This is a genomic window from Neorhizobium sp. LjRoot104 (genome assembly GCF_964253725.1).
Taxonomy (GTDB): Bacteria; Pseudomonadota; Alphaproteobacteria; order Rhizobiales; family Rhizobiaceae; genus Neorhizobium.
Genome location: NZ_CAXURS020000002.1, coordinates 836,005 through 860,912 on the forward strand (window position 1 = coordinate 836,005; position 24,908 = coordinate 860,912).

Annotated in this window: 25 protein-coding genes and 1 pseudogene; 13 read left to right on the forward strand and 13 right to left on the reverse strand. The window is 60.5% G+C overall.

Annotated elements, in window-relative coordinates; all coding sequences use genetic code 11:
- Positions 1–24 precede the first annotated feature (24 nt).
- Positions 25–738, forward strand: coding sequence for an ABC transporter permease (locus tag ACSQ8R_RS26115; protein ID WP_436256247.1), 714 nt, complete (start codon positions 25–27; stop codon positions 736–738).
- Positions 739–748: 10 nt separating this feature from the next.
- On the forward strand, positions 749–1,927 hold the full coding sequence (locus ACSQ8R_RS26120; RefSeq protein ID WP_436256248.1) for a phosphopentomutase: 1,179 nt from the start codon (positions 749–751) through the stop codon (positions 1,925–1,927).
- A gap of 169 nt (positions 1,928–2,096) precedes the next feature.
- Here ACSQ8R_RS26120 and ACSQ8R_RS26125 read toward each other — a convergent pair whose 3' ends face one another.
- The 3 genes from ACSQ8R_RS26125 to ACSQ8R_RS26135 are packed head-to-tail and all read right to left on the reverse strand — an operon-like array spanning position 2,097 to position 4,838.
- Complete coding sequence (locus tag ACSQ8R_RS26125) at positions 2,097–2,870, reverse strand: ABC transporter permease (protein WP_436256249.1); 774 nt, start codon at positions 2,868–2,870, stop codon at positions 2,097–2,099.
- Complete coding sequence (locus ACSQ8R_RS26130; protein WP_436256250.1) at positions 2,867–3,682, reverse strand: ABC transporter ATP-binding protein; 816 nt, start codon at positions 3,680–3,682, stop codon at positions 2,867–2,869. The genes ACSQ8R_RS26125 and ACSQ8R_RS26130 overlap by 4 nt, the downstream gene beginning before the upstream one ends.
- Before the next feature lie 40 nt (positions 3,683–3,722).
- A complete protein-coding gene (locus ACSQ8R_RS26135) occupies positions 3,723–4,838 on the reverse strand; it encodes an ABC transporter substrate-binding protein (RefSeq protein ID WP_436256251.1) in 1,116 nt (371 codons plus the stop codon).
- A gap of 12 nt (positions 4,839–4,850) precedes the next feature.
- Here ACSQ8R_RS26135 and ACSQ8R_RS26140 point away from each other — a divergent pair, with 12 nt between their 5' ends.
- Positions 4,851–5,729 (forward strand): helix-turn-helix domain-containing protein, encoded by an 879-nt coding sequence (locus ACSQ8R_RS26140; protein WP_436257285.1) that lies wholly within the window; start codon positions 4,851–4,853, stop codon positions 5,727–5,729.
- 156 nt (positions 5,730–5,885) lie between these two features.
- On the opposite strand, the gene ACSQ8R_RS26145 is transcribed toward ACSQ8R_RS26140, so the two are convergent.
- Together ACSQ8R_RS26145 and ACSQ8R_RS26150 are read right to left on the reverse strand one after the other, a co-directional pair.
- Positions 5,886–6,044, reverse strand: coding sequence for a hypothetical protein (locus ACSQ8R_RS26145; protein WP_436256252.1), 159 nt, complete (start codon positions 6,042–6,044; stop codon positions 5,886–5,888).
- On the reverse strand, positions 6,041–6,943 hold the full coding sequence (locus ACSQ8R_RS26150) for a helix-turn-helix domain-containing protein (RefSeq protein WP_436256253.1): 903 nt from the start codon (positions 6,941–6,943) through the stop codon (positions 6,041–6,043). Before ACSQ8R_RS26150 ends, ACSQ8R_RS26145 begins: the two co-directional genes overlap by 4 nt.
- Positions 6,944–7,435: 492 nt before the next feature.
- On the opposite strand from ACSQ8R_RS26150, the gene ACSQ8R_RS26155 reads away from it, so the two are divergent.
- Together ACSQ8R_RS26155 and pyrF are read left to right on the forward strand one after the other, a co-directional pair.
- On the forward strand, positions 7,436–7,753 hold the full coding sequence (locus ACSQ8R_RS26155) for an ABC transporter substrate-binding protein (RefSeq protein ID WP_436256254.1): 318 nt from the start codon (positions 7,436–7,438) through the stop codon (positions 7,751–7,753).
- A gap of 194 nt (positions 7,754–7,947) precedes the next feature.
- Positions 7,948–8,805 carry an orotidine-5'-phosphate decarboxylase gene (pyrF, locus tag ACSQ8R_RS26160; RefSeq protein ID WP_436256255.1) on the forward strand — a complete coding sequence of 286 codons (858 nt, stop codon included), beginning with the start codon at positions 7,948–7,950 and terminating at the stop codon, positions 8,803–8,805.
- A 277-nt stretch (positions 8,806–9,082) separates the two neighbouring features.
- Here pyrF and ACSQ8R_RS26165 read toward each other — a convergent pair.
- Together ACSQ8R_RS26165 and ACSQ8R_RS26170 are read right to left on the reverse strand one after the other, a co-directional pair.
- Positions 9,083–9,301, reverse strand: a pseudogene (locus ACSQ8R_RS26165) (IS701 family transposase); the annotation flags it as partial.
- A 317-nt stretch (positions 9,302–9,618) separates the two neighbouring features.
- Entirely contained in the window at positions 9,619–10,518 is a 900-nt protein-coding gene (locus ACSQ8R_RS26170) for a LysR family transcriptional regulator (RefSeq protein WP_436256256.1), read from the reverse strand.
- A gap of 305 nt (positions 10,519–10,823) precedes the next feature.
- Here ACSQ8R_RS26170 and ACSQ8R_RS26175 point away from each other — a divergent pair, with 305 nt between their 5' ends.
- From ACSQ8R_RS26175 to ACSQ8R_RS26200, 6 genes are read left to right on the forward strand one after another with little or no spacing between them, the layout of a single operon-like run.
- A complete protein-coding gene (locus ACSQ8R_RS26175; RefSeq protein WP_436256257.1) occupies positions 10,824–12,347 on the forward strand; it encodes an ABC transporter substrate-binding protein in 1,524 nt (507 codons plus the stop codon).
- A gap of 16 nt (positions 12,348–12,363) precedes the next feature.
- Positions 12,364–13,308 carry an ABC transporter permease gene (locus tag ACSQ8R_RS26180; protein ID WP_436256258.1) on the forward strand — a complete coding sequence of 315 codons (945 nt, stop codon included), beginning with the start codon at positions 12,364–12,366 and terminating at the stop codon, positions 13,306–13,308.
- A 3-nt stretch (positions 13,309–13,311) separates the two neighbouring features.
- The gene (locus ACSQ8R_RS26185) at positions 13,312–14,184 is read left to right on the forward strand and encodes an ABC transporter permease (RefSeq protein ID WP_436256259.1); all 873 of its coding nucleotides are present in this window, start codon (positions 13,312–13,314) and stop codon (positions 14,182–14,184) included.
- Positions 14,185–14,186: 2 nt separating this feature from the next.
- Entirely contained in the window at positions 14,187–15,611 is a 1,425-nt protein-coding gene (locus ACSQ8R_RS26190; RefSeq protein WP_436256260.1) for an amidase, read from the forward strand.
- Positions 15,611–16,630, forward strand: a complete 1,020-nt coding sequence (locus tag ACSQ8R_RS26195; protein ID WP_436256261.1) for an ABC transporter ATP-binding protein — start codon at positions 15,611–15,613, stop codon at positions 16,628–16,630. Before ACSQ8R_RS26190 ends, ACSQ8R_RS26195 begins: the two co-directional genes overlap by 1 nt.
- Positions 16,623–17,597 carry an ABC transporter ATP-binding protein gene (locus tag ACSQ8R_RS26200; RefSeq protein WP_436256262.1) on the forward strand — a complete coding sequence of 325 codons (975 nt, stop codon included), beginning with the start codon at positions 16,623–16,625 and terminating at the stop codon, positions 17,595–17,597. Before ACSQ8R_RS26195 ends, ACSQ8R_RS26200 begins: the two co-directional genes overlap by 8 nt.
- 227 nt (positions 17,598–17,824) lie before the next feature.
- Here ACSQ8R_RS26200 and ACSQ8R_RS26205 read toward each other — a convergent pair whose 3' ends face one another.
- The 4 genes from ACSQ8R_RS26205 to ACSQ8R_RS26220 all read right to left on the reverse strand — a co-directional run bounded on the left by ACSQ8R_RS26205 (position 17,825) and on the right by ACSQ8R_RS26220 (position 20,094).
- Positions 17,825–18,487, reverse strand: coding sequence for an SH3 domain-containing protein (locus tag ACSQ8R_RS26205; RefSeq protein WP_436256263.1), 663 nt, complete (start codon positions 18,485–18,487; stop codon positions 17,825–17,827).
- A gap of 24 nt (positions 18,488–18,511) precedes the next feature.
- Positions 18,512–18,775: a cysteine rich repeat-containing protein gene (locus ACSQ8R_RS26210; protein ID WP_436256264.1), complete on the reverse strand. Its 264-nt coding sequence runs from the start codon at positions 18,773–18,775 to the stop codon at positions 18,512–18,514.
- Positions 18,772–19,698 (reverse strand): sterol desaturase family protein, encoded by a 927-nt coding sequence (locus ACSQ8R_RS26215; protein ID WP_436256265.1) that lies wholly within the window; start codon positions 19,696–19,698, stop codon positions 18,772–18,774. Before ACSQ8R_RS26215 ends, ACSQ8R_RS26210 begins: the two co-directional genes overlap by 4 nt.
- A 90-nt stretch (positions 19,699–19,788) precedes the next feature.
- Entirely contained in the window at positions 19,789–20,094 is a 306-nt protein-coding gene (locus tag ACSQ8R_RS26220; RefSeq protein WP_436256266.1) for a hypothetical protein, read from the reverse strand.
- Positions 20,095–20,299: 205 nt separating this feature from the next.
- On the opposite strand from ACSQ8R_RS26220, the gene ACSQ8R_RS26225 reads away from it, so the two are divergent.
- Entirely contained in the window at positions 20,300–21,016 is a 717-nt protein-coding gene (locus ACSQ8R_RS26225) for a response regulator (protein ID WP_436256267.1), read from the forward strand.
- 188 nt (positions 21,017–21,204) lie between these two features.
- On the forward strand, positions 21,205–22,380 hold the full coding sequence (locus tag ACSQ8R_RS26230) for a sensor histidine kinase (protein WP_436256268.1): 1,176 nt from the start codon (positions 21,205–21,207) through the stop codon (positions 22,378–22,380).
- 120 nt (positions 22,381–22,500) lie between these two features.
- Here ACSQ8R_RS26230 and ACSQ8R_RS26235 read toward each other — a convergent pair whose 3' ends face one another.
- Together ACSQ8R_RS26235 and ACSQ8R_RS26240 are read right to left on the reverse strand one after the other, a co-directional pair.
- The gene (locus ACSQ8R_RS26235) at positions 22,501–22,695 is read right to left on the reverse strand and encodes a DUF2933 domain-containing protein (RefSeq protein ID WP_436256269.1); all 195 of its coding nucleotides are present in this window, start codon (positions 22,693–22,695) and stop codon (positions 22,501–22,503) included.
- Positions 22,692–24,908, reverse strand: a complete 2,217-nt coding sequence (locus ACSQ8R_RS26240) for a copper-transporting P-type ATPase (protein ID WP_436256270.1) — start codon at positions 24,906–24,908, stop codon at positions 22,692–22,694. The genes ACSQ8R_RS26235 and ACSQ8R_RS26240 overlap by 4 nt, the downstream gene beginning before the upstream one ends.

Sequence of the window (24,908 nt, forward strand, 5' to 3'; positions counted from 1 at the left end):
CTGCGTGGCATAGCGGGTCTTGTTGTGACCCTTGTCCTGTGGACGGCGATCGTCTTCATCTTCAGGGTCCCGGCATTTCTCTTGCCGGGACCTTTGGAAGTGTTTCATCGCGTCGCGTTCCTGTTCGAGAACGCCAAGCTCATTCGGCATATCTGGGTGACGCTTTCGGAGATCATCGCGGGCTTCGTGTCCGGGACCGCCGCCGGCATCCTGGCCGGTGTCGTTTTCGCACGCTTTCCCCGCGTCGAACGTTTTGCCACGCCGCTCGTGCTGCTCCTGCAGACCGCTCCGAAGATCGCGATCGCGCCGCTGCTTCTTCTCTGGCTGGGCATCGGCCCGGCGCCGAAGATCGTGCTGATTGCGATCGTCACCTTCTTCCCTGTCATGCAGGGCATGGTCACCGGCCTGCGTTACGGAGAGGGAAGTTTCCGCGATCTCGCCGCGGTGCTGAAGCTCAGCCCCTGGCAGCGGTTCCGGCATGTCGAATTGCCCTCCGCTCTTCCCTCCGTGCTTGCCGGCATGGCGGTCGCGACGACGCTGGCGATGACGGCCGCCGTCATCGGCGAATTGATCGGCGCCAATGAAGGGCTCGGCTATCTGCTATCTTCCGGGCAGGAAAACAGCGACACTTCCGTCGTCATCGGCATGGTTATGCTGCTGTCTCTGATCGGCTGGGCCTTCTACGAAATTATCGAACTGATCCGCCGGCGTTCGCTCGGCCGTTTCCAGCTTTCATGAGCGACGGGCTATGGCGCGTGTTTTCCTCTGCGTTCTCGATTCCGTTGGCTGCGGCGGCGCGCCCGATGCGGAGCGCTACGGCGACGAGGGCGCCAACACGCTGCTTCACATAGCCGAGGCCTGTGCAGCAGGCCTTGCGGAAGAAGGCAGAAGCGGGCCGCTTCGGGTTCCCAATCTCGACGCCATGGGGCTGGGCGCCGCGATCACCCTGGCGTCCGGCAGGGTAGCACCGGGTCTCGGCTTGATCCCGACCGGTCGCTGGGGTGTGGCGCAGGAGATCTCCGCCGGAAAGGACACCCAATCCGGGCATTGGGAAATCGCCGGCTTGCCGGTCGCGCAGGACTGGCACTATTTTCCGCGAACGGTTCCGGCTTTCCCTGCGGAATTGATGGCGGAGTTGGTGTCCCGATCCGGAATACCCGGGACGCTTGCCAACTGCCACGCATCGGGCACCGAGGTCATCGATGCCTTCGGGCGGGAGCACATTACGACGGGCAAGCCGATCGTCTACACTTCGGCCGACAGCGTCGTACAGATCGCCGCGCACGAGACCCATTTCGGGCTTGATAGGCTACTCGAACTCTGCCGGATCGCCGCTGATCTGTTTCATCCGCTCAATGTCGGCCGTATCATTGCGAGGCCTTTTGTTGGCGACATGCACGGCGCATTCATGCGGACCGCCAACCGAAAGGATTTCGCAATCGCACCGCCGGACGGGACGATCTGCGACAGGGTGATTGCGGCCGGCGGCAGCGTGCACGCGGTTGGCAAGATCGGCGATATATTTGCAATGAAAGGCATATCGGATGTTTCAAAGGGAAGTGACGACATGGCGTTGTTCGACCACGTGCTTGCTTGGACAGGGAAAGCCGAGCCCGGCGATCTCGTTTTCGCCAATTTCATCGAATTCGACAGCTTATGGGGCCATCGTCGCAACGTGACCGGCTATGCGCGGGCGCTCGAAACATTCGATGCCCGTCTGCCGGAATTGATCGCCGGACTACGCCAGGGTGATCTCCTGATCATTACCGCCGACCACGGCAACGACCCGACCTGGTTTGGAACGGATCACACGCGCGAACGTGTGCCAGTCCTTGTAACAGGACCCGAGGTTACGCCACAAACACTGGGCATTATCCCATTTACGGCTGTGGCGCAGTTGGTTGCTTTGCATCTGAACTGCCGGTGACGAAATGGCCGAGAGTGATCGAATCACTACTGCGTAAAATCTACAGGCAGATGTCCATTTGTTCGCAATTTCTCCATCCTGGGAGTTCACTTTCGAAGCGGCAAGGACTGATATGCCCTTGCGCCAATAGGGTTTCGCGATCGAACCTGGTGACAGGATTGGATAACGATCAGCCACCTATCCCAAATGTTGCGCCACGCGTCGCCCAACCTGTCATGCGTTTCTCTATCAAAGCAAAGATCACATACATCACGACACCCATCAGGGCGATGACCGCAAGGCCGGCAAATACCAGCGGAATACGGAAATTGGCCGATGCCTGGGTCATGAGCGTACCGATGCCACGGTTCGACGCCAGCGTCTCGGAGATGACCGATCCTACAAAGGCGAGCGTTATCGAGATCTTCAATGAAGCGAAGAGATACGGCATCGAACGTGGAATCCCAACTTTGCGGACAATATCCAGTTGGCTGGCTCCAAGAGATCGCAAAACATCCCTCAGATCTGGTTCGACCGTAGCGAGACCGGTTGCGACGTTGACCGCGATCGGAAAGAAACTCAGCATGAAAGCCGTTATGATCGCCGGGATGGATCCTATGCCGAACCACACGACGAGGATTGGGACAATTGCCACTTTAGGAAGCGAGTTAAAGCCAACCAGCAGGGGGTAGAGGCTTGTATAGGCAAGCCGTGAAGACCCGACCGCAATGCCGAGAAGCGCGCCGAATATAACGGCAAATGCAAAGCCTATGACGGTCGTCAGCAGAGTCTGGCTGGAATGAAACCATATGATATAGATGTTTTCGCTCAACGCCTCGACGACAAGCGACGGCGACGGCAGGACGAAGGGCGGAATCTCGAAAGCCTTGCAGGCCAGTTCCCAAACCAGCAGCAGGGAAATGGACAGGAATATCGGCCCGCCACGTTCCAGGGTCTTGTTCATGTCTTTTCTCCTGGCGTCGAGGATTTGACGTCGATCGGCATGCGTTGGGAGCGGATGTCGGCGCGCAGGTCCATGACGCTTTCGTTGAAGGCGGGCTCAAGGAAAGTTTTTTCCCCACGAGGTCGGTTGAATTCGGCGGTGCCGACTGTCCGGACTACGCGACCGGGTCTGTTGGACATGACATGCACGTCGTCAGCGAGATAAAGTGCCTCTCTGAGGTCATGGGTCACGAGAATCGCGGTGAAACGCTGCTGCATCCAGATTGCCTGCAGAACGTCCCAAAGTTCCTCGCGCGTGAATGCGTCCAGGGCACCAAAGGGCTCATCGAGCATCAGCAGGCGAGGCTGGTGAATAAGCGAACGGCATAGCGACGCGCGCTGTTGCATGCCGCCCGACAACTGCCACGGATAATGGTCGGCGAAAGCTTCAAGCCCGACTATTCGCAGCAGGTTCATGGCGCGGTCCCTGAACTCCTGCTTTCTGGCCCGGAACTGATGGCGCTCCGGCCGGACGACTTCGAGCGGCAGCATGACATTTTCGAGCGTCGTGCGCCAAGGGAGGAGATTCGGGTTCTGAAAAGCCATTCCGACGATGGCTACGGGGGCCGAGATCTCGTGACCATCCACGACGACCGCGCCGCTTGTGGCGGGCGTCAAGCCCGTCACAAGCTTCATCAAAGACGACTTTCCGCAGCCTGAAGGACCAACGACAGCAGCAAAGGAACCTTCCGGAACCTTCATTGCCAATTCCGAAACCGCCAGCGTTTTGCCATAGGACAGGCTGACGTCAATCAACTCAACTAGATTTTTCATCCGAACTTCCGTGGCTATCGATAGGAATGCTGATTGCCATTCACTTCGGAGGCATCCGCTCGCTGGCGGCAGGAAGGTATTCCGTCGTATAGATCTTGTTGGCTGCCGGTGCGGTCACTTTGAACGCATCGGCATTGGTCTGGATTGTCAGCGCCATACGGGCGGGATCGACATAACCCAGGCCATTCCGCTCGAGGGCTGGCGACTTCAGAACGCCTTTGTCCATCAGGAATTTGAGGCGCGCATTCTCCAGTTTCACATCGTAAAGCGGTTCGATCTCCTTCATTGCCTGCATGCCTGCCGCAGGATCCTTCAGCAGCGCGACTGTGCCGGCGATCGAAGCTTTGACGAAAGCCTTGATGACATCCGGGTGCTTGGCGATGTAATCCGGCCTTGCAACCAGGGCGCTCCCGTAAAGATCGAGCCCGTTGTCCGCATAACCGAGAACGACGATGTCCTTCTCCGGGACGCCGGCGGAAATGAGGTTGAACACCGATGTCGAAGAGAAGCCCGAAATCGCGTCGACCTGGCCCTGTACGAGCATTGTTTCGCGAAGGTTCGGTGCCATTGAGGTCCAAGCGATCGAAGCTGGATCAATCTTGTTGGCTTTTGCAAAGGCACCGAACATCAGGCGGCTGGAGTCCGCCTCGGGAGCGCCAAGTTTCTTACCGGAAAGGTCCGCCGGCGTCTTTATGCCGGATTTTGCCAATGCGATGATCGAGTTGGGTGTCTTGTCGAATACCTGATAGAACGCAATGAGGCCGCGATCCGGGTTTTCGGCATTAAACTTGATAAGGGAGTTGATGTCGGTAAAGCCGATATCGTAGGCGCCCGCCGCAACCTTGACGATCGTGTCGCCCGAACCATAGCCGCGATCCATGGTCACCTTGAGGCCGTTGGTTTCGAAGTCCTTGTTCTTCAGTGCCAGGCCCCAGATGGCATGATTTCCCTGAAGCGTCCAATCGAGTGAAAATTTGACCGCTGTAAGCTGCTGTGCTGCGGCGGGCATCGCCAAGGCTGCAAACGCGGCCACGGCTGTCAAAAATCCTTTGAAATTTCTCATTGTAAGTTCCCCATTTTGATCTTTATGTAGGCGTATCTCAAAATTTGGACACTGTCTATATACCATATGCAATAACGCCAGCTTGGGAGACAAACATTGAGCATCGTGGAAACCGACGCCCTTCGAGACATCGGGCAGAGGCTGAATGCCTATCGGCTGGGGCGAAACCTGTCACCCGAAGCCATGGCCAAGCAACTCTGCATGTCTCGCGCAGCCCTATATCGAGCCGAGCGGGGCGGCATTCTCAAAATTGTGACGCTTATCCGCATCAGCCGTTTGCTGGAGACTTCGCTTCCGAACTTGCTCGGCGTGGGCGTCGAATATGTGGATACGGCTGTGGCCTTCTTTGAACGAATGCGGCAGATCGAGAGCAATAGCGATCAGATCATCGGATTTTTTGGGCCGCTATCCTATCTTCTGACATCGGAAAACTACGATGACATGCTGGCTTTGGCGCTGAACGATACCCGCAACGCCGACGAGACGACCAAATCTGCAATAAGCAAGCTTCTGGAAATCCTGCGTGAGCGCCGGGAGGAGTATCAGCGCAGGCGTCCGTTGCTGGTCAATCTGATCGCCGTGCCGGAACTCAAGCGATTTTTGTCGAACGGTCTGATCGGCCGTGATGATCTCACCGATGACGAGCGGGCAAATAGGCGCCTTCTGGCACGCACGGAAGGTAAGCATATACTGGGTCTTATTCGAAAACCGCCGATCGGTGTCCAGATCGGCATCGTTACCGGCCTGGTGCCGGCAACAAATTTCCAGATTTTCAGACAATCCCATCGTTCCTTTGTGGCGATCAGCCCTTTCCGGCTGGGGGAGCAACCCAACGTTCGTGTCGGCGTGGGTACTTTCACGACGTCCATCGAAGGCGTCAGGCTGCACGAGGATATAGCGCAGTCGATGTGGGAGAAAGCCGCAAAGGGAGATGACGCAGCAAGCCTCCTACTGGATCTGATGGAAAATAATCGGCGGCAATAGGTTCACCGAGACCGCCGGACGCCCGGCGGGCCCTGGAGTTTTTCAAGCATATGCACGCAGGAATACTCATCCTCCGGCGTGCGGAAAGCGCAGGCGACATCGCTCGCAAAGACGAGAGCGGCCTTCTGTTGCGGCGCGTCCGCTGTGGCTATTTGCTCAAATGCGGTGGCCTGTAAGGAAAAAATCCCTCCCCGAAACCTCCAAAGCAGTGGCGTCATTTCCATGATCGCTGCTGTTGCCGACCGGCACGCCGTTGATATAGCCGCCGGATGGCGCGACGCGGAAAAACTTCACATCTGCGATGTGCGTATTCACTCCACGCCGTATTTCTCGATCAGCTTGACCAAATAGTCGCCCGCATCGTTCCCTTTAAGGGATTGTTCCCACAGCGTTTTGGCAATGTTCTCGTGCAGGGAGATTGCCTCGGCGGAAGACGTTATAAAGCCTACGCCGACACGGACATTCGGCTGCTCGCCCAAACGAAACGGGCTGATGGCCAGCACGGATCGGGTCGATTGGCGGAAAATCTGGAAGGTTGTCGAAGGTACCGTCTGCGGGATGATGCATATCTGCACACCGATCGGCTGCGCGCGTAGCAGCTTGAGGATATGCAGGGTTTCCTGCTTGGCCAGGACGCGGCGTCTTATCTGGATTTCGTCCGGCAGGTCGTGGCGGCCGATCAGGCCGTGCAAGAGAAAACGCTCAAGGTCCGAAGACGCAATAAGATTGACCAGCAGTGGACGTCGCCGTTGAAAAGCCGCCTTCCGCTGTTTGAGGATTTCAAGCAATCTCTCGATGGCGTCCCTTGTTGCCTTGTCGTCGGTATCGGAATCCCGGAGAACCTCCTCCAGCATCTCGTCATATGCGGGTGACGTCAGCAGATATGAAATCGGGCCGAAAAACCCGATGATCTGCTCACTTTCTTCTTCGAGTTGCCGCATCCGTTCGAAAAACGCGACTGCGGTATCGACATATTCCATTCCGATGCCCAGCAAGCTCGGGAGAGATACGCCGAGGACGCTGGTGATTTTGGTCAGCGTATCGATTTTGAAAATTTCGCCCTTTTCAGCCCGGTAGAGGGCGGCGCGCGAGATTCCCAACTGGGAAGCGAGGTCCTCGGGCGACAGGCCGCGCCCGACGCGATAGGCATGGAGTCGGGCGCCTATGTCACGAACCTGGATCGTCTCGGCAGTTGAGTTCGAATTCTTCATCATCGACCGTGGTGCAGGAGTGGGTTTGAAGTCTGGCGCTGTCGCCGCGATATAGCGATCCTGAACAGACTGGCAACGCGTATGTCTCACAAATAATATGATTCCATATTTATGCCCAATCGCAAATGTGGCTCGCACTGAATGATCGAGGCAGACAACTCCCCAGCGGACTCCAGACGCCCGGAAGATCTCTTGGGAGAGCAAGGCCAGCGGGGCAATATTCGGTGCTTGGCCCACGATCTAATGCTGCATGCGGCATGCATTGACCAATGATTATTTGCAACCAAAACGAGCGCCCATTTAAGTGTACTTCGTATCATAATTTATATTTATCGCAAATTATGTATCTGATATAGCGTTCCAACAGGGAAGCCGTCAGGATCCGGGAGACGTCGATGGAGTTTAACCGATGGAAAAGAGAGTTTGCATCGAACGGTTTTTCGACGTTCCGGAGAACGCCGACCCTGTCGTCCTCCTGCCGGAGAGACGTTACGCGTGGGCTTCGGCTGGAAGACAAAAGCGGAGAACGCATTTTTCCATTTCGCCAAATGGACCGGCTTTTATTCTCGCGAAAAGCTGGAAGTTATCCTCCGCGAAGGCACGGGATCGCCCGCAGCCCTTGATGCCCTGTATCGCGGAGAACTTGATATACTGATCCTGCCATGCAGCTTTGCTTTGACAGCGATCGAAGGCGGCGCGCCGATCAGGATCCTGTCGCTTTGCCAGATCGCTGCTGCGGTTTGCCTGATTTCTCGCAGCCAACGCCCTGTCGCGCGGCCGGAGAAGTTTGAGGGAAAAAGGTCGCGAAGCTGAGCGAAGAAACGGGCGCCGCGTTTCTGGCGCGTTCCCCGCGGCGAGGTTGACGTTGCAAGCGTCCCCGACGCCGGCATTGTCGCGGCCCAAATCCGGGAGTTGATCTCTACGAAAGACTGCAAAGAGGGCCAAACTCTACAGTTTAGCCAACATCAGGCGCCAGACGCGTCGCAACAAACAGAAGGGATATCTGCGTGAGCTTTGAAGCAGCATTTCAACGTATCGGCGACGACATATCACCGTTTTGTCTCGGCATCGATCCTGCGCCCGGCCTTCTGACCGCGGCCGGGTTGCCGAACGACAAGGCGGGATTGCGGGTGTTTTACGAACGCCTGCTGGACTCCACCCAAGGCCTGGTTTCGGTCGTGAAGCCTCAGGTCAGCTATTTCGAGCGCTTTGGTCCGGACGGTCTGATCGAACTGAAACGGCTCATCGATATGGCGCATGATCGCGGGTATCTGGTCATTGTCGATGCCAAGCGCGGCGATATTGATACAAGCTCCGCCGGTTATGCCGAAGCCTATCTCGGCACGTCGAGCTACTACAATGCCGACGCGATCACCGTGACGGCCTATCTGGGCTTCGGTGCACTCAATCCCATTTTCGATAGGGCGGCAGAACACGGCAAAGGCGTCTTCGTGGTTGTTATGTCCTCAAACAGCGAAGGCCAGCCAATCCAGACAGCGATCCTGAGGGACCGGGACCAGAGTGTGGCGGCATATCTGGTGGAAGAGATTAACGCATACAACGAGCGCCGGCAGCAAAAGGTGATCGGCGCAGTGCTCGGCGCCACCCGCGAGCTTCAACAACTTGAAGGCCTGATCGAGGCCCTGGACCGGAACCTGATCCTGTGCCCGGGCATTGGTCATCAGGGCGCGACATTCGACGATCTTGGAAAGACGTTCAGCAAGGCTCGCCGTAACCTGATCCCGATCATGGCGCGTAGTATCGTGCGGGAAGGTTTCAGCAACAATATCCTGCGCTCGGTCATCCATGACCGGAACAAACAGGCCGTCGCGTTCCGTCGTGGCCCGGATGAATCGCTGAAATGATCGGCTTTGCCTTTGCATGAAAGACGATGACGATCGATACGAACGCACATCATCTCCTGCCGGGGTTTCCTGCGGCAGGATACGAAAAGATCTTAATATGGCAGTTGCATTTGGTATAGTTGAAACCCGCATGGATGGGCGATCACCGCTTGCAACTGGTGCTGCCTTCGCCATCGAGACCACCGCGAGATAAGTGAAGCTGGGTAGGATCGTGATGCAGCCATCGCCATCAGATGCAGTATTTCTGTGCTTGTATGGACTGGCCTTAGCCTAATGATTACGCGGCTGCGTCCAGTTGGTCGTTTGGACTCGTTTCGTTCCATTTCCCAAACGCGTGGCAGCGTCGCTGAGCGTCGACCTTCACAAGGAATGCTGCTGCAGCCATCACCGGGCTCATATGGCGATGCCACCCATGCCAGGAGCGAGGCTCGCAATGGTCGAGACCCAGATCATCCTTCGCACGCAGGAAGCATTCTTCGATTGTCCAGCGCAATCCTGCCGCGACGGCAAGTTGCTAATGTCGTCTCAGCAGGAAAGGCGCGGCCCCTTTGTTTTCTCTCCCGCAGATAGTGCCTGCCATGCTTGTGCATCCAGCTCATACTCCTAGTCTCAGCCCAATCCGTGCGGTGCATTGTCGCGTCGGGCAGACAGAGAAATCAGAACGGGCGCATGTCGATGGCAATCCACAGGTCGAATGCCGCAAATCCGACCGGCTGCATTGTTCATGCTCAGTTCGGCCCTGTCGCTCGATTTCGAACGGCTCTTGTCCTGACCCCGTCTGGACGATATCGGGTTTACCGGGCGGGGGCGGGGTCAGAGCAAACGTCGGATCTTGTCGATGAGTGCGACCACCGGAGCCGGAAGTTGCATGCCCCGCAGTGTTATGAGAAACGCTTCGCGCCTGAGTTCCATCCACGGTTGATCGAGCGCGCGAATGCCTGGCATGTCCTGCTCGGACAGCGAACTTCTTGTCATCAGCGCCAAATGATTGGTGCGGCGCAGAATTGCCAAGGTTGCAAATAGAGAACTCGTCAGAACGCTCGCCGAAGGCGGCGGTAGGCCGGCATTCCGAAACCGGCGCTGCAGTTCCCGATCCAGCTTGGTGCTGGTTCGGGGGAGGATCCAGTGGTAGGCGGCAAGATCGCTGAGCGCCCTTGGCTTGGCTTGCTGTAGCGGATGATGTTCCCGCGTGACGATCACGAGGTCATCGACCAGCAGCCGCTTCCAGTTCAGGGCGGCGTCAAAGCCGATCTCATCGGCCTCCGGCTGGATCCATCCGAGCAGCGCGAAGTCGATCTCCCGGATCTTGACCCATTCGAACAGCTCCTGGGTCGTGCCTTCGCGGATCGTGTAGCGGACGTGTGGCGGCGAAACCTCCAATGCCCCGATCGCATCGGCGACGATGCTCAGAAAGGCCGGACCGACACCCAGCCTTACATGCCCGGTGACGCCGACGCGCATGTCGGAGACGAGGGCGACGGTTTCGTCCAGACGCTCGACGACGTCCTGGGCGCGCCGGCGCAGCACGCTGCCTGCCTCGGTGAGCGCGATCCCGCGCCCTTTCCGCACGTAGAGCTGGACGTCGAGGTCGCTTTGCAGCCGTGCCATAAGGCGCGACAAGGCTGGCTGCGTGATGCCCAGGGTGTCCGCGGCATGCGACAAGTTCAAATGCTCGGCAACAACCAGAAAGACGCGAAGCTGGCTAATGTTCACACTATTACGCCCAAGTTATGGATTTCGCCCAAGACGGGCATTGTTCCCGCTATGGACATCTCCTCTAATGCCTCTAGCGCAACGTATCCAGCCTGATTTTCACAGAACTTCTCCATACGCGCCAAAACATAGTAGCGCAAAATTGATATGGATTGGAAGTTCGATGCGGCAGGCGGCGGGAGGCACTGTCCATCCAAGAAGTGTTTGGATCTGCTGGATAAGAAAAAAAAGCGCAAATTTATCAGCAACAGGGGAACAGAAAAATGACGATCAGCAGAAGATCCTTTCTTTGGACCGGAACCTCCATGCTCGCGCTTGCAGCGATCGAGCTGAGCCATCCGGCGTTGGCGCAAAGCAAACCGCGCCGGGGTGGCGTTCTCGTGGTCGGCCTGGCGGCCAACCCACCCAGCTTCGATCCCCACAAATCGGCGGCCTTCGCGACAACCGCTGTAACCGAGCATATTTTTGGCTGTCTGCTTCGCTGGGATCGGACCGGAACCGTGGTCGAGCCTGATTTGGCGGAGAGCTACGAGATTGTCGATAACCTGACCTACAAATTCATTCTGCGCAAAGGTGTCAAGTTCCACAATGGCGAGACGTTACGCAGCTCGGACGTGAAGTTCACGTTCGACCGCATCGCGAACCCGGAGACCGCCTCGCCGTGGCGCTCGCTTTATTCGTCCATCAGCGCCATCGAGACGCCGGACGAACGGACTGTCATCTTCCGCATGTCCAAGCCCTTCGCGCCTTTCCTGAACCTTCTGGCGACGGTCAAATATTCGGCGATCGTATCGGAAGTGGACATCAAGCCCACCAACGAGGTCGTCGCGGGCAGCGCCGGGACCGGACCGTTCAAGTTCGTGAGTTTCCAGGCCAATTCCAATCTCGTTTTGACCCGCAACGACGACTACTACGAAGAGGGTCTGCCCTATCTCGATGGCCTGAAACTCCGGATCATCCCTGACGAAGGCAGCCGCGTTGCCGCGCTTCGCAGCAACACCTGCCAGCTGACGTCGGTCGACACCCCCGAAGTGGTGCAGCAGATGGCCGGCCAGCCCGGGTTCGAGAGCCAAGATAGCCCGGCGAATATGCGCGTCGTGCTGCTGCAAATCGACCAGCGCACTCCGCCCTTCGACGATGTCCGGGTGCGTCGCGCTTTCAGCCTTGCCATGAACCGCCAGCAGATCGCGGATGTGGTGTGGCGGGGTCGGGCAGCGCTGGCGGCCGCCATTCCGCCGGCGCAGGCGCCTTACGGCATCCCGAGCGAGGAGGTGCTCGGTCTACCCTATCAGACCGAGAATCTGAAGCAGGCCAAGGCGCTCTTGGCCGAGGCCGGTTTCCCCGAAGGCTTCAAGACCCAGCTCGCAGTGTCGCCCGCGACGTTCAGCGACGTTTCCGTGGCGCAGGTGATACAGCAGCAGGTTGCGCGGGTAGGAATCCGTCTCACCATCGAGCAGCAGGAATGGGGCAGCCTCGTCAAGACCCTCCAGGGCACCCTGGCGCCGCTGGTTGTGGTGGGATTGGCCCCGGCAGCCGATCCGGAAACCAATATGAATATCCGCCTGGCTTCGACCTCTTCGATCAACCCCGGCAAGACCAAGGATCCCGAGCTGGACGCACTTTTCCTCAAGGGTCGCGAGACCGTCGATCCCGCCGCGCGCGTGGGCATCTATCGCGATATCCAGCGGCGTATCGCCGATCAGGCATATGCCATGTTCCCGGCGGCCTGCCCGATGAATTTCGAATTGTGGCGTTCGGAGCTGAAGGGTTACTCGTCGACGCCGCTCGCGGCGCTGGTCATGCTGCGCCAAGCCTGGCTCGCGAGCTGATCGGGGAGTTGAGTACATGGAAGGATCGATCCTCCTGCGGCGGCTGATGCTGCTCGTGCCGGTTCTGTTCGGCATGTCGGTGCTGAGCTTTCTGCTCATCCATCTCGTTCCGGGTGACGTCGTGACCACGATCGCCGGCGCCGAGATCGCGCTGGATTCGCCGGAAGCCGAGAACATCCGCCGCAGCCTGAACCTCGACAAGCCGCTGATCACACAATACCTGTTGTGGATATTCGGAGTCATCCGCGGCGATCTTGGATATTCACTGATCAGCAAGGTTTCGGTTGCGGGGGAGATCCTGTCGCACCTGCCGGTTACGCTGGTGCTTACCGCAATGGCGCTGGGCATCTCGGTTGCGGTCGGGATACCGGCGGGGGTTCTGGCCTCCAGCCGGCGCGGCCGGATTTCGGATGTTCTTCTGCGGATCGCCTCGCTTGCCGGAATGGCCGTGCCGACCTTTTTTGCCAGCGTCTCGGCAATTCTGTTCTTCTCGCTGTTCGCGCCGTCCGTTCGACTGTTCAACACGATCGATTTCGGCGAGGACCCCTGGGCCGGCGTTACGACGCTGTTCCTGCCTGCTTGCATACTGGCGCTGTCGTCCGCCTCGACCATCATGCGCTACACGCGCGGCGCCATGTTGGAGGTAATGCGGGAGCAGCACATCCAGACCGCCCGCGCCAAGGGGGCGGGGCCGCTGCGTATCCTGCTGCGCCATGGACTACGCTCCGCGCTGCTGCCGGTGGTCACCGCCTCGGGCCTGATCGCGGCGCATTTGATTTCCGGCGTCGTCGTGGTCGAGGAGGTGTTTGGCCTGCCGGGAATGGGGCAATTGATGCTGAGCGCGATCAGCACCCGCGACTACACGCTGGTTCAAGGAACCGTCCTCACCATCGGCGCGATGGTGGTGTTGATCAACCTGGTCGTCGACCTGACCTATCACCTTCTAGATCCGAGGATCTAACCTATGTCTGAACGATCCGAGACGGCGTGGCGGCCCGAACTATTCACTCGTGCCCTGATCAGGGCATTCTTGGGGCAGAACGTCCTTATCAGGATTGGCGGCGTCCTGCTCGTTGCTCTTCTGGCGTTGGCGCTTGGAGGCCCATTCGTCATATCCCACGGGCCGACCGATATGGTCGCGATGTCACTGCAGCCGCCGAGCGCCGCGAACCTTCTGGGGACAGACCTGCTCGGACGTGACGTTCTGGCTCGAACCCTCGACGCCGCCCGGACCTCATTGATCGTCGCCTTCTGTGCAATGGCGCTGTCACTGATGGCTGGAGCCGCATGGGGCATGATCGCGGGATACAATGTCGGCTCTGTCGATCTGGTGCTGATGCGGGTGCTCGACATTCTTCAGGCCTTTCCGCCGCTGCTCCTGGCGGTGGCGCTGGTCGCTGTGTTGGGAACCAGCACCGCAAATCTGATCTTTACGATGTCGGTCCTGTTTGTGCCGCAGTTCGCGCGGATTGCGCGGTCGGCCACTCTGCTTTTGCGTCGGCGGCAATTTGTGCTGGCGGCCGAAGTTCTGGGCGTGTCTCCGCTGCGCAACCTGCTGACCCATGTGCTGCCCAACATCTCGACCCCGCTGATCATCGAGTCGACGTCGGTCATTACCGCGGCGCTTCTGACGGAATCCGCGCTGTCGTTTCTCGGCATGGGCATCCAGCCCCCGACACCGACCTGGGGCGGGATGATAGCGGAATCGACGTCCGTCATGACGCGCGCGCCCTGGCTCGTCCTGGCGCCGGGATCGGCGACCATCCTTGTCGTGCTGGCGTTCCTGCTGCTCGGCGACGGGCTTAGAGACAAATTCGATCCGAAAGTGAGTGGCTGAAAATGACATATGCTGAAGACATCCACTGGTTGCCAGCCTGGCGCCTGCGGGAATTGGTAGTGAGCCGCAAGGTGAGCGCCGAGGAAATCACCGGGCGATTGCTCGAGCGGATCGGCCGTCTTGACAAAGGGATCAACGCTTTTCTGACGCTGGCCGGCGAGGGAGCAATGGCCGAGGCGCGGGCGACGGACCAGGCTATCGCCGAGGGCCAGACTCCCGGACCGCTCGCCGGCGTGCCCGTGACGATCAAGGACCAGTTCTTCACCAAGGGGCTGCGCACGACCGGTGGCTCCAAGATATTTGAGAACCACATTCCATTGGAAGACAGCGTCCATGTCGCACGGATCAGGGCGGCTGGCGGGGTCATCCTGGGCAAGACCCACACGCCCGAATTTGGCATGTACTGGCGCACTGTAGGGCTGATTTCCGACGAATGCCGTAACCCCTGGGAACGCCAGCGCACCGCCGGTGGGTCCAGCGGCGGCGCGGCGGCGGCGCTGACCATGGGGTTCGGCCCGCTCGCGCTTGGCAGCGATTCGGGAGGCTCGATCCGCCTCCCCTCGGCGCAATGCGGCATCTTCGGCATGCTCCCGAGCTCCGGCCGCGTACCGCAGCACGGCGGTTTTGGGTCGAGGATGTTCCTCTCCTCGATCGGCCCCATGGCGCGCGACGTGCGGGATGCGGCAATGCTGCTCCAGGTTCTGGCGGTCCCCATGCCACAGGATCCCTTCTGCCGCACCGATACGCCGCCCGACTATCTGAGCGGTCTGGAGAGCGGCATCGAGGGCGTCTCGGTTGCCTGGTGGGACAATACCGTTGCCGAGAGCTTCTCCTCTCCCGAGGTCCTGCGCGTCGTGCGCTCGGCAGCGGAGAAAATAGGGGCCTTCGGTGCAAAATTCGACCGGCAGCCGCTGCGACTTGATACGGACGGAATAGACGAAGCCTGGCGCGTTCTGGATTTCGTAGACTGCCGCGCCAGCCTGGGCGAGGAATTGGAGCGCGACCCGATACGGTTCGCACAGCTTACACCCTATGCGAAGACCCGCTTCGAATGGGCCGCGGGCATATCCGGGACTGAGTATTCGCGCGCGATTTTGCGTCGCGCCCGATTTGTCCGTAGTGTGAATGAGGCGTTCGGCGACCATGATCTGCTGCTGGCCCCGACCATCGGGATCACCGCCCCGGTCATCGAAACGGACAACATGACCAAGCGTATCCCGGCACTTGTATCCTACACGCTGCCGGTCAACTTCGCGGGCTGCTGTGCCGCCAGCGTGCCCTGCGGTTTCGTCGACGGCCTCCCGGTCGGCCTTCAGATCATCGGCCGCCCGAATGACGAGGCGCTCGTCCTGCGGGCGGCGCGCCAGTTCGAACTGGCCTTTCCCTGGCAGGATCTGCACCCGCCGGAACATCTGGAAGTCGCGTGATGGTCGCGGCGCCGATGCTTTTGCAGGTCGAGAACCTGCGCACCTATTTCTATACGCCCGGGGCGGCGACGCGCGCGGTGGACGGGGTCAGCCTGTCCATCGGCGCAGGCCGCATTCTGGGCGTGGTCGGCGAATCGGGATCCGGCAAGAGCGTTACCGGAGCGTCGATCATGGGGTTGATCCAGCATCCGGGCCGGATAGAATCCGGCAGCCGGATCCTGTTCCGCGGCCGCGACCTGGCCTTGGAGGACGAGCGCAGCCTGCGCAACCTGCGGGGCAATGAGATCGCAATGATCTTTCAGGAGCCGATGACCTCGCTGAACCCCGTTCTGACCGTGGGCGCGCAGATTATCGAGAACATCCGCCTTCACCAAAGGATCAGCCGGCGCGAGGCGCGCAGCCGAGCGGTCGAGTTGATGCGGCTTGTTGGCATTCCATCTCCGGATCGGCGCGTCGATGACTTTCCGCATCAGCTGTCCGGCGGCATGCGCCAGCGGATCATGATCGCCATGGCGCTCACCTGCAATCCAGCACTGCTGATCGCGGACGAACCGACAACCGCTCTCGACGTGACGATCCAGGCGCAGATCCTCGAGCTGATCGCGCGGCTGCGCGACGAACTGGGAATGGCGGTGATGTTCATTACCCATGACTTCGGCGTCGTCGCGGAGATATGCGACGACGTCGTGGTCATGTACGGTGGCCAGGTCGTCGAAGCGGGGCCGGTCGCTGCCGTCATGGCCGCACCGCAGCATCCGTATACGCGAGGACTGATGGACTGCATTCCGCGGCTTGGAATGAGCAGGGAAAAAAGGCTGAACTCGATCCCCGGGATCGTGCCGAGTGCGAAGGCCTGGCCGCAGGGCTGTCGGTTCGCGAACCGCTGCACACAGGCCTTCGATCGTTGTCAGACAGAGGCGCCGCCGCATTTTGTAGTCGGCGCGCAAAGCACCGCCTGCTGGCTGGCCGAAGGACGGCAGAGCGGCGCTCCAGAAGTGATGGGAAGCGCAGATGACTGAGCCGCTATTGACGCTACACGACCTGACCAAACATTTCCCGAGCGGCCCCGGCAAGGTCGTTCAGGCGGTGGACGGGCTGAATCTTGACGTCTACGAGGGCGAGACGCTTGGCCTGGTGGGCGAATCGGGTTGCGGCAAATCGACCACGGCGCATCTGATCGTCGGATTGCATCAAGCCAGCCGGGGCAAAGTAATCTTTGCTGGTGAGGACGTCGCCGCATTGAGCGGACGCGCACGTCAATCCATCCGCCATCAGATGCAGTATATATTCCAGGATCCCAATGACTCCCTCGACCCACGCATGCGCGTGCGGAGCATTATCGGCGAAGGACTTGTTGCCCGGGGTGGCATGGGCCGGGCGGAACGTGACGCGCTGATCCGAGAAATGTTGGAAAAGGTAGGGTTGCCTCCCGACGCCATGGAGCGGTTCCCACATGAATTTTCCGGCGGTCAGCGGCAACGGATCGGCATCGCGCGCGCGCTGGTACTGCGCCCGCGCCTTGTGGTCGCGGACGAGCCGATATCGGCCCTGGATGTCTCGGTGCAATCCCAGATTCTCAACCTGATGGGCGATCTGCGTCGGGAACTTGGCCTGACCTATGTCTTCGTTGCTCACAACCTGGCCGCCGTCGGCTATGTCAGCGATCGGATCGCGGTCATGTACCTGGGGCGGATTGTCGAGATCGGCGAGACTGCTGACATCCTGAACACACCGAGACACCCCTATACGCAAGCACTGCTATCGGCGATTCCCGACCCGGATATCAGCGCAGCGAAGAAGGTGCGCATCGTATTGCAGGGCGATATTCCAAGCCCGATTGATCCGCCGTCCGGCTGCCGTTTCCGAACCCGCTGTCCGATAGCGCAGCAGATCTGCTCCGAGCAGGTGCCGATGCTCGGCCCGCACGCGTCGCAAGATCGCCGCGGGCACCAGACGGCCTGCCATTTCGCCGGAACCGCGTCGTGAGCTGGCGCACGACGGTGCCTGGAGGTTTTGGCGAGGAAGGGGTGCTCAGCTGGTGTTGCGCGGCGGGAGCATTCGTGCCCCACCAATGTGGGAGCTGCACTGCCGTGAAACGCACGCCCGAGGGTCTTGAGCCGGTTGATCCGGCCTTAGGCCGACGGCGTTGGCGATGAGAGCGTCGATCGCCGCTTGCGACGCCCCTGTCGGATCGGGATTGCATCGCCTCCCTCTTAACGTGTCAACACGCGGGTGCGAGAGGCGCCACGCGGGCCGGTGCGTGTAACGGAGCAGGACTGATTGGGCCGGCTGCAATTGCGGACCCGCGATGTCGTATTGCCGCGGGGACCGACGACCTCGCGTGTCGCTGCGCATTCGCCACCGCTGCAGGTGCGGGTATGGGTGGCTGAGCCGCCATAGATGCCGGTAGTCGATCGGGTGGCGGTGCAGGCTCCATTTGCGCATTCCACCGACCGGTCGAACGAATTCACACGTGGCGCCGCGGCCGACGGGTAATCGCGCCAGGTATGATGCCAGGGATAGCGGACGTAATAGCGATCCCAGTAGGCGCGGTTATAGCCGACCACGACGACGCCGATACGGGGTGCAACGACCGGCGTCAGCACGACCGGCGCGCCGCGATAAACGACCTGGATGTAGTTTGCCGATACCCAACCCCGATAAACGCCGAGCGAGATATCGCACCAGCTGTACCCTGCGACGCATCCAAAGGTCGTGATGCGGGCGCCGGCCGGCACGACGGTCACGACGGGATAGACGGTCGATGGCCCGGCCCTCAGGTTGACGTCGCCGGTTGCGACCGCAACTGTGGCAGCCGCGGCGACGGATGACATGCCCGCCAGCATGGCCAGCGCGAGAAGCAGTTTCCTGAACATGGTTCTTCCTTTCCGAGCGTTTGGTCAGCGCTGCGCCACGTCTGCGAGCGTCGTGCGACAGGGCGAGGAAAGCTTGTCGGCGTTCTGTCTAAGGCAGGCGGCGATACGGCCTTCGCCCCTATCGACACCGTCACAATAGGTCTTGAGATCAGCGCGGCAGGCGCGTGCAACCGCAATCGCCTTCTGGCGCATCTCTGGCGAGACTTGCGTCTGGGCGGATGCTGTACCGGCAAGTGTCGCGATGAACAGGGCGAAAAGCGTGGGGGCGAACAGGATCTTTCGGATCATCGGGATAGTCCTTCGGTTTTGGTGATGGGACTGGTTGCGGACGGCAGGCTGTCATTGACGGCCGGCGGAGGTTTGGGCGAGATGCTGGGCGAAGGGCCAACCGGTCCGAAAAGCACGCGGAGCTTCCTGCTTATATTCGGCGCCCGGCAGAAATCCCGCCAGAGCATCGCCCATTCGCCGAGAGCGATCCGGCCGGGATGGACCGATGCGAGGCGGCCACGCAGGCCATAACGCAGCGGTTCGGTCGCCGGCGCTTCCGCGAATGTGCCGAACAGGCGATCGAAGACGATCAGGATGCCGCCGAAATTCTTATCGAGGCAGCCGGGATTGGAAGCGTGATGAACGCGGTGATGCGCCGGTGTGTTCAGCACCCATTCGAGCGGCCCGAGGCGGGGCGAAAGCTCGGTATGAATGAAGAACTGATAGGCGAGATTGAGTCCCATCATGACGACGATCCCGAACGGATGAAACCCGACAAAGGCAAGCGGCAGGAAGAAGAGGAAGTTGCCGGAAATGCTCCCCGTCCAGCCGAGCCGGATCGCAGCCGTCAGGTTGAGCTTCGTCGGAGAATGATGGACGGCATGGGTCGCCCAGAGCCAGCGGATATGATGTGAGGCGCGATGGTGCCAGTAATAGACGAAATCGACGGCGAGGAAGAGCGCTAGAGCCCCCGCGACACCGGTGATGTCGATATCGATCAGGCGGTACCGATACGCGAGCATGAAAGGCGTGGCGACGATTGCGGCTTCCACGGGGCGGAGAATGCTGTGAATGAATGCGACACCGAAGGAGGCGGCGGATTCCTTCAGGTCATGGGTATCGTGCCGCGCCAACCGGCCGATGAGGTATTCGAGCAGCATGAAGGATGCCGCGACGACTAGGATACCGCCGCGCACGGATGGATCGACGATGCTCTGGAACATGGAAGAACCTCGTTTGTTCAGCAGGAACGCCCGGCGGCCTGAGCCAGGGGTTGGCTAGGGGTTGACAAGCCGCCGGGCGCCCGGCTCAAGTCAGTAACGTTGGAAACTGCCTGAGCGGGTAACGGTATTGCCGCGCGGACCGGTTGTGGTGCGCGAACCGGTGCAGGTGCCGCCGTCGCAGGAGGCCGAGCCGCTGCGCGACGTGCTGTAGCCATAGGGGCCGGTGCGGGTGATGCTGCGCGAGCAGGAGCCGGACGCACAACTGCCGTTCGCATGCACAGAGGCGGTTCCGCGCGGGCCGCTCGCCGAACCCTCACGTGTCCAGGCGTTCGCCTGACCGACCGAAAGAAGCGCGAAAGTGCTGGCAAGCAGGCAGGCGGCGAGTGTCTTGGTCATCTTTCCATCCTCGTATGGTTTGGGTCGTCACATCATTGGTCGCAGGGAATCGGCCGGTGATGCGAGGGTAAGAATGGTCTGCTGATGTATGCGGGTTTTGTCGTGCAGTTCTCAAAACGTAAGCTTTTGTTGTTCGCGTGTAGCATTTTGTATCGGCGGTCCCGCGCAGCTTGATTTCGTGAGACCGCTTCGCCATGGTTTCGACATGAACCGACCCGTCGCCACCATTCTGATTGTCGATGACGACGCCGAAATAAGGCAACTCGTCGGCGATTTCCTGTCGCGGGAGGATTACGCCGTGGAGATGGCGGAGGATGCCCGCGCCATGGATGAAATCTTCCGCCGCCGCGAGCCCGACCTGATGATCCTCGACCTTATGATGCCCGGCGAGGACGGCCTTTCGGTTTGCCGTCGCGTTCGCGCCGCACGACCGCTGCCGATTTTGATGTTGACGGCGAAAAGCGACGAGACCGATCGTGTCGTGGGTCTGGAACTCGGTGCCGACGACTATCTCGTCAAGCCCTTCGGGCCACGCGAGCTTCTGGCGCGCGTCCGGGCGCTTTTACGACGGGCTTCGCCGCAACCCTTCCAGCCGTCGAGCCGGCGTTTCGCCTTCGACCGTTTCGTCGCCGATCTCGACGCGCGACAGCTTGAAGCGGAACCCGGCGGGCCGGTGCCGCTGACGAGCGGCGAATTCGAGCTTCTCTCCTGTTTCGTGCTGAGGCCGCGCCGGGTGCTTTCGCGCGACCAGATCCTCGACTGGACTCATGGCCGCACGGCCGATCCTTTCGACCGGACGGTCGACCTGCTCGTCTCGCGGCTGCGCAGGAAACTGGATGCGGCAAGTCCCGGCAGCAATCTCATCAGTACGGTTCGCAATGGAGGTTACCTGCTGACGGTGCCGGTGCGCCAGGTGACGTGATGTTGCGCTTAAGCCTTTCTCGCAGGTTGATCGCGATTGGCGGCGCCGGCTTGCTGGCCCTGTGGGTCGCGCTGATCTCCTTTTATTATCTGGCGAATGGCCTCGGCCGAACGGCTTCCAATCCTCCGCCCGGGCAAGTCGCAGCAATTGCCACTCTCCTGAAGAGTGAGCCGGAGGATCGGTGGCCCTTGCTGATCGATGCCGCGAGTTCACCGATCCTTGATCTGCGGATCACCGGGACCGACTTGCCGCCCGGAGAGACTGCCGATCTATGGGACAATACCGAATATCGGATCTATCGCGAGGTGCTGGGTGAGGATCTTCTTTCGATCCGCCTCCTCACGCCGGGGCGCCGGATAAGGCGGCCGCTTTTCTTCAGGGGCGTGGTGAACCCCATCCAGTTCCGTGTCCGGCTTTCGCCGGGGCGGGTGTTGGTCATGGAGACTCGCACGCCTTTCATCGTCACGTGGTTCGGCTTGCCGGTGGGGCTCGGCGCCGGCCTCATCGGCACACTTTTCGGAGTCGTGGCCATGATCGCCCTCCATCGCGAGATCCGCCCGCTGACGCGGTTGGCCGCAGCCGTCGACCGGATCGATCCGACCGACACTCCGGTTCCTTTGCCGAAGCTGAAAGGCGCCGCACCAGAAACGCGAGCACTGATCATAGCTTTTGAGCGGCTGCAGACACGGCTTCATGCGATCGTCAGGGCAAGGCTTGCACTGATTGGCGGCATACAGCACGACGTGCGGACCTTTGCGACGCGGCTGCGGCTGCGGCTGGAACATATTCCGGACGAAGGGGTGCGGGAGAAAGCCGTGGCCGACATAAACGACATGATCGAACTGCTCGACAACGCAATGCTTGCCGGTCGCGCTGGAGTCGGCGCATTGGATGAGGAGCTATTCGACATCGTGCCGTTGCTGGAGGCCGAGGTTGCCGACCGCCTGGCAGCCGGAGGGCGCGTCACCTTGGCTGTTCTTCCAGTCGAGACGGAACCGGATACCGCAGCCGAGACCGCACTTCTGATAGGCGACCGCCTGGCACTCAGGCGCATTTTCGCGAACCTGATCGACAACGCACTGAAATATGGCGGCGCGGCGCATCTCAGGCTCAGTGTTGAAGGCGAATGGCTGAAGCTGACGATTGACGATGAGGGGCCCGGCATTCCGGTCGATCAGCGAGAAATCCTGATTGAGCCGTTCGTGCGGCTCGAAACATCACGCGCCCGCAAGACCGGTGGAGCGGGCCTTGGCCTTGCAGTGGCCCGCAATTTGGTGGAGGCGCATGCCGGAACATTGGCGATCGACGATGCTCCAGTCCGTGGAGCGAGGATCATCGTGCGCTTGCCGCTATTTCGGAGCTGAGCCTGCTTTGGGTATCAAGACCGTGCCACTCGGAGCAGGGGGTGAGAGGAGAATAAGCGCCCCGCGCCGCCATAGGCTGAACTGCGGCTGGGGGTTTTCTTCGTCGGGTCGCCGGCATGGTTATGGGGTGCGATCCTTGTGGTCGTGCCCTTGATGCTCGCCGTGGCCGTGGAAGAGGTGCATGAGCGGGCAGGCGAGCAGGAGGAGATATGGCGCGAGACCGAGGGCATGTGTCCAGTGTTCGCGAAGGATGAAGAAGACGACGATGACGGCGAGCGAGGCTGCCATGAGGAGCCATGCGCGGGACGAGGTCATAGGTTGATGCTCCTGAGCCTGAGGGAATTACCGATGACGCTGACGGAAGAGAGCGCCATAGCGGCAGCGGCGATGATGGGCGACAGCAGGACGCCGAAGGCGGGATAGAGAAGGCCCGCTGCGACAGGGACGCCCGCTGCGTTATAAATGAAGGCGAAGAAGAGGTTCTGGCGGATGTTCCGCATCGTCGTGCGGCTCAACTGCCGGGCGCGTGCGATGCCTTGGAGGTCGCCCTTCAGGAGCGTGACGCCTGCGCTCTCGATGGCCACGTCGGTACCGGTGCCCATGGCGATCCCGACATCGGCGGCGGCAAGCGCTGGGGCGTCGTTGACGCCGTCTCCCGCCATCGCGACGATCCTGCCTTCGGCGCGGAGGCGGGCGACGATCTTGCTCTTGTCTTCGGGAAGAACCTCCGCCTCGATCTCGGTAATGCCGAGCTTGCGGGCCACGGCCTGGGCAGTCGTCTTGTTGTCGCCCGTCAGCATCACCACCCGTACGCCTTCGGCGACGAGCTGCCGCACGGCTTCCGGTGTCGTTGCCTTGATGGGATCGGCAATGGCAAAGAGACCGGCCAGTATACCATCATCGGCCATGAAAATCACGGTCGCCCCGTCGTTCCGCAGTTCCTCGGCCTTGGCTGCCATGGTGGAGACGTCAACATGAGCCTCGCCCATGATCCGGTGGCTGCCCAGGATCAGCTTTCTGCCCTCGACGGTACCCTTCACGCCCTTGCCGATCGGGCTATCGAAATCCTGGGCATCGCCGAGAGGAACGTTACGTTCATTCGCGGCATTGACGATGGCAAGCGCCAACGGATGCTCGCTTGACCGTTCCAGGGTTGCTGCGAGCCGGAGCAATTCGGTTTCGGAAATACCTTCGCGCGGTGCGATTGCGGTGACCTTCGGGCGTCCCTCGGTCAAGGTGCCGGTCTTGTCGACGACAAGCGTATCGATCTTCTCGAAGCGCTCCAGGGCTTCGGCATTCTTGATCAGCACGCCAAGTCTCGCACCACGGCCGACGCCGACCATGACGGACATCGGGGTCGCCAGCCCGAGGGCGCAAGGGCAGGCGATAATCAGGACGGCGACGGCCGCGACAAGGCCATGGGCGAACCGGGGCTCCGGACCAATCATCATCCAGGTGATGAAGGATATGATGGCGATCGCGATCACCGCGGGAACGAACCAGCCGGACACCTCGTCCGCCAGTCGCTGGATGGGGGCACGGGATCTCTGCGCCTCCGCGACCATTCGGACGATCCGCGATAGCATCGTATCGCGGCCGACCTTTCCGGCCTCCATGACGAAGCCGCCGGTCTGGTTCATCGTCCCGCCGATGAGCTTGGACCCGACTTCCTTGGTCACGGGCATGGATTCCCCTGTGATCATGGACTCATCGACGGAGCTTCGTCCTTCGAGAAGGGTGCCATCGACGGGGACTTTTTCGCCCGGACGGACGCGCAGCCTGTCTCCCACGACCACGGCGTCGAGACCGATATCCTCGTCCGTGCCATCGGCCTTCACGCGGCGCGCCATTTTGGGAGCCAGGTCCATGAGCGCACGGATTGCACCGCCCGTCTGTTCTCGGGCTCGCAACTCCAGGACCTGCCCAAGCAGCACCAGGACGGTAATCACGGCAGCGGCTTCGAAATAGACGGCAACCGCGCCTTCGGCGGAGCGGAACGTCTCTGGGAAGACGCCAGGCACGAGCGTCGCGACGACGCTGTAAATCCAGGCGACGCCCGTACCCATGGCAATGAGCGTGAACATGTTGAGATGGCGGCTGACCAGTGACTGCCAGCCGCGCTCGAAGAATGGCCCGCCCGCCCAGAGGACCACAGGCGTCGCCAGAGCCATCTGAATCCAGTTGGAGGTTTGTGGGCCGAGCAGCATGTGCAGGTTCGTCAGATGGCCACCCATTTCCAGCGCAAGCACCGGAAAGGAAAGCGCCAGTCCGATCCAGAAGCGGCGCTGCATGTCGACCAGTTCCGCGCTCGGCCCGGACACAGCAGCAGGTGTCTCGGGTTCGAGCGTCATGCCGCAGATCGGGCAATTGCCCGGTCCGATCTGCCTGACCTGCGGGTGCATCGGGCAGGTGTAGACGATCCTTTCTCCGGCAGGAGCCTGGGACGGAGCCTTCGCAGGCTCGGTCTTGCTCGTTTCGTGCTGATGATCGTGATCGTGGTGGGCATGTTCATGATGGTCGTGTGCCAT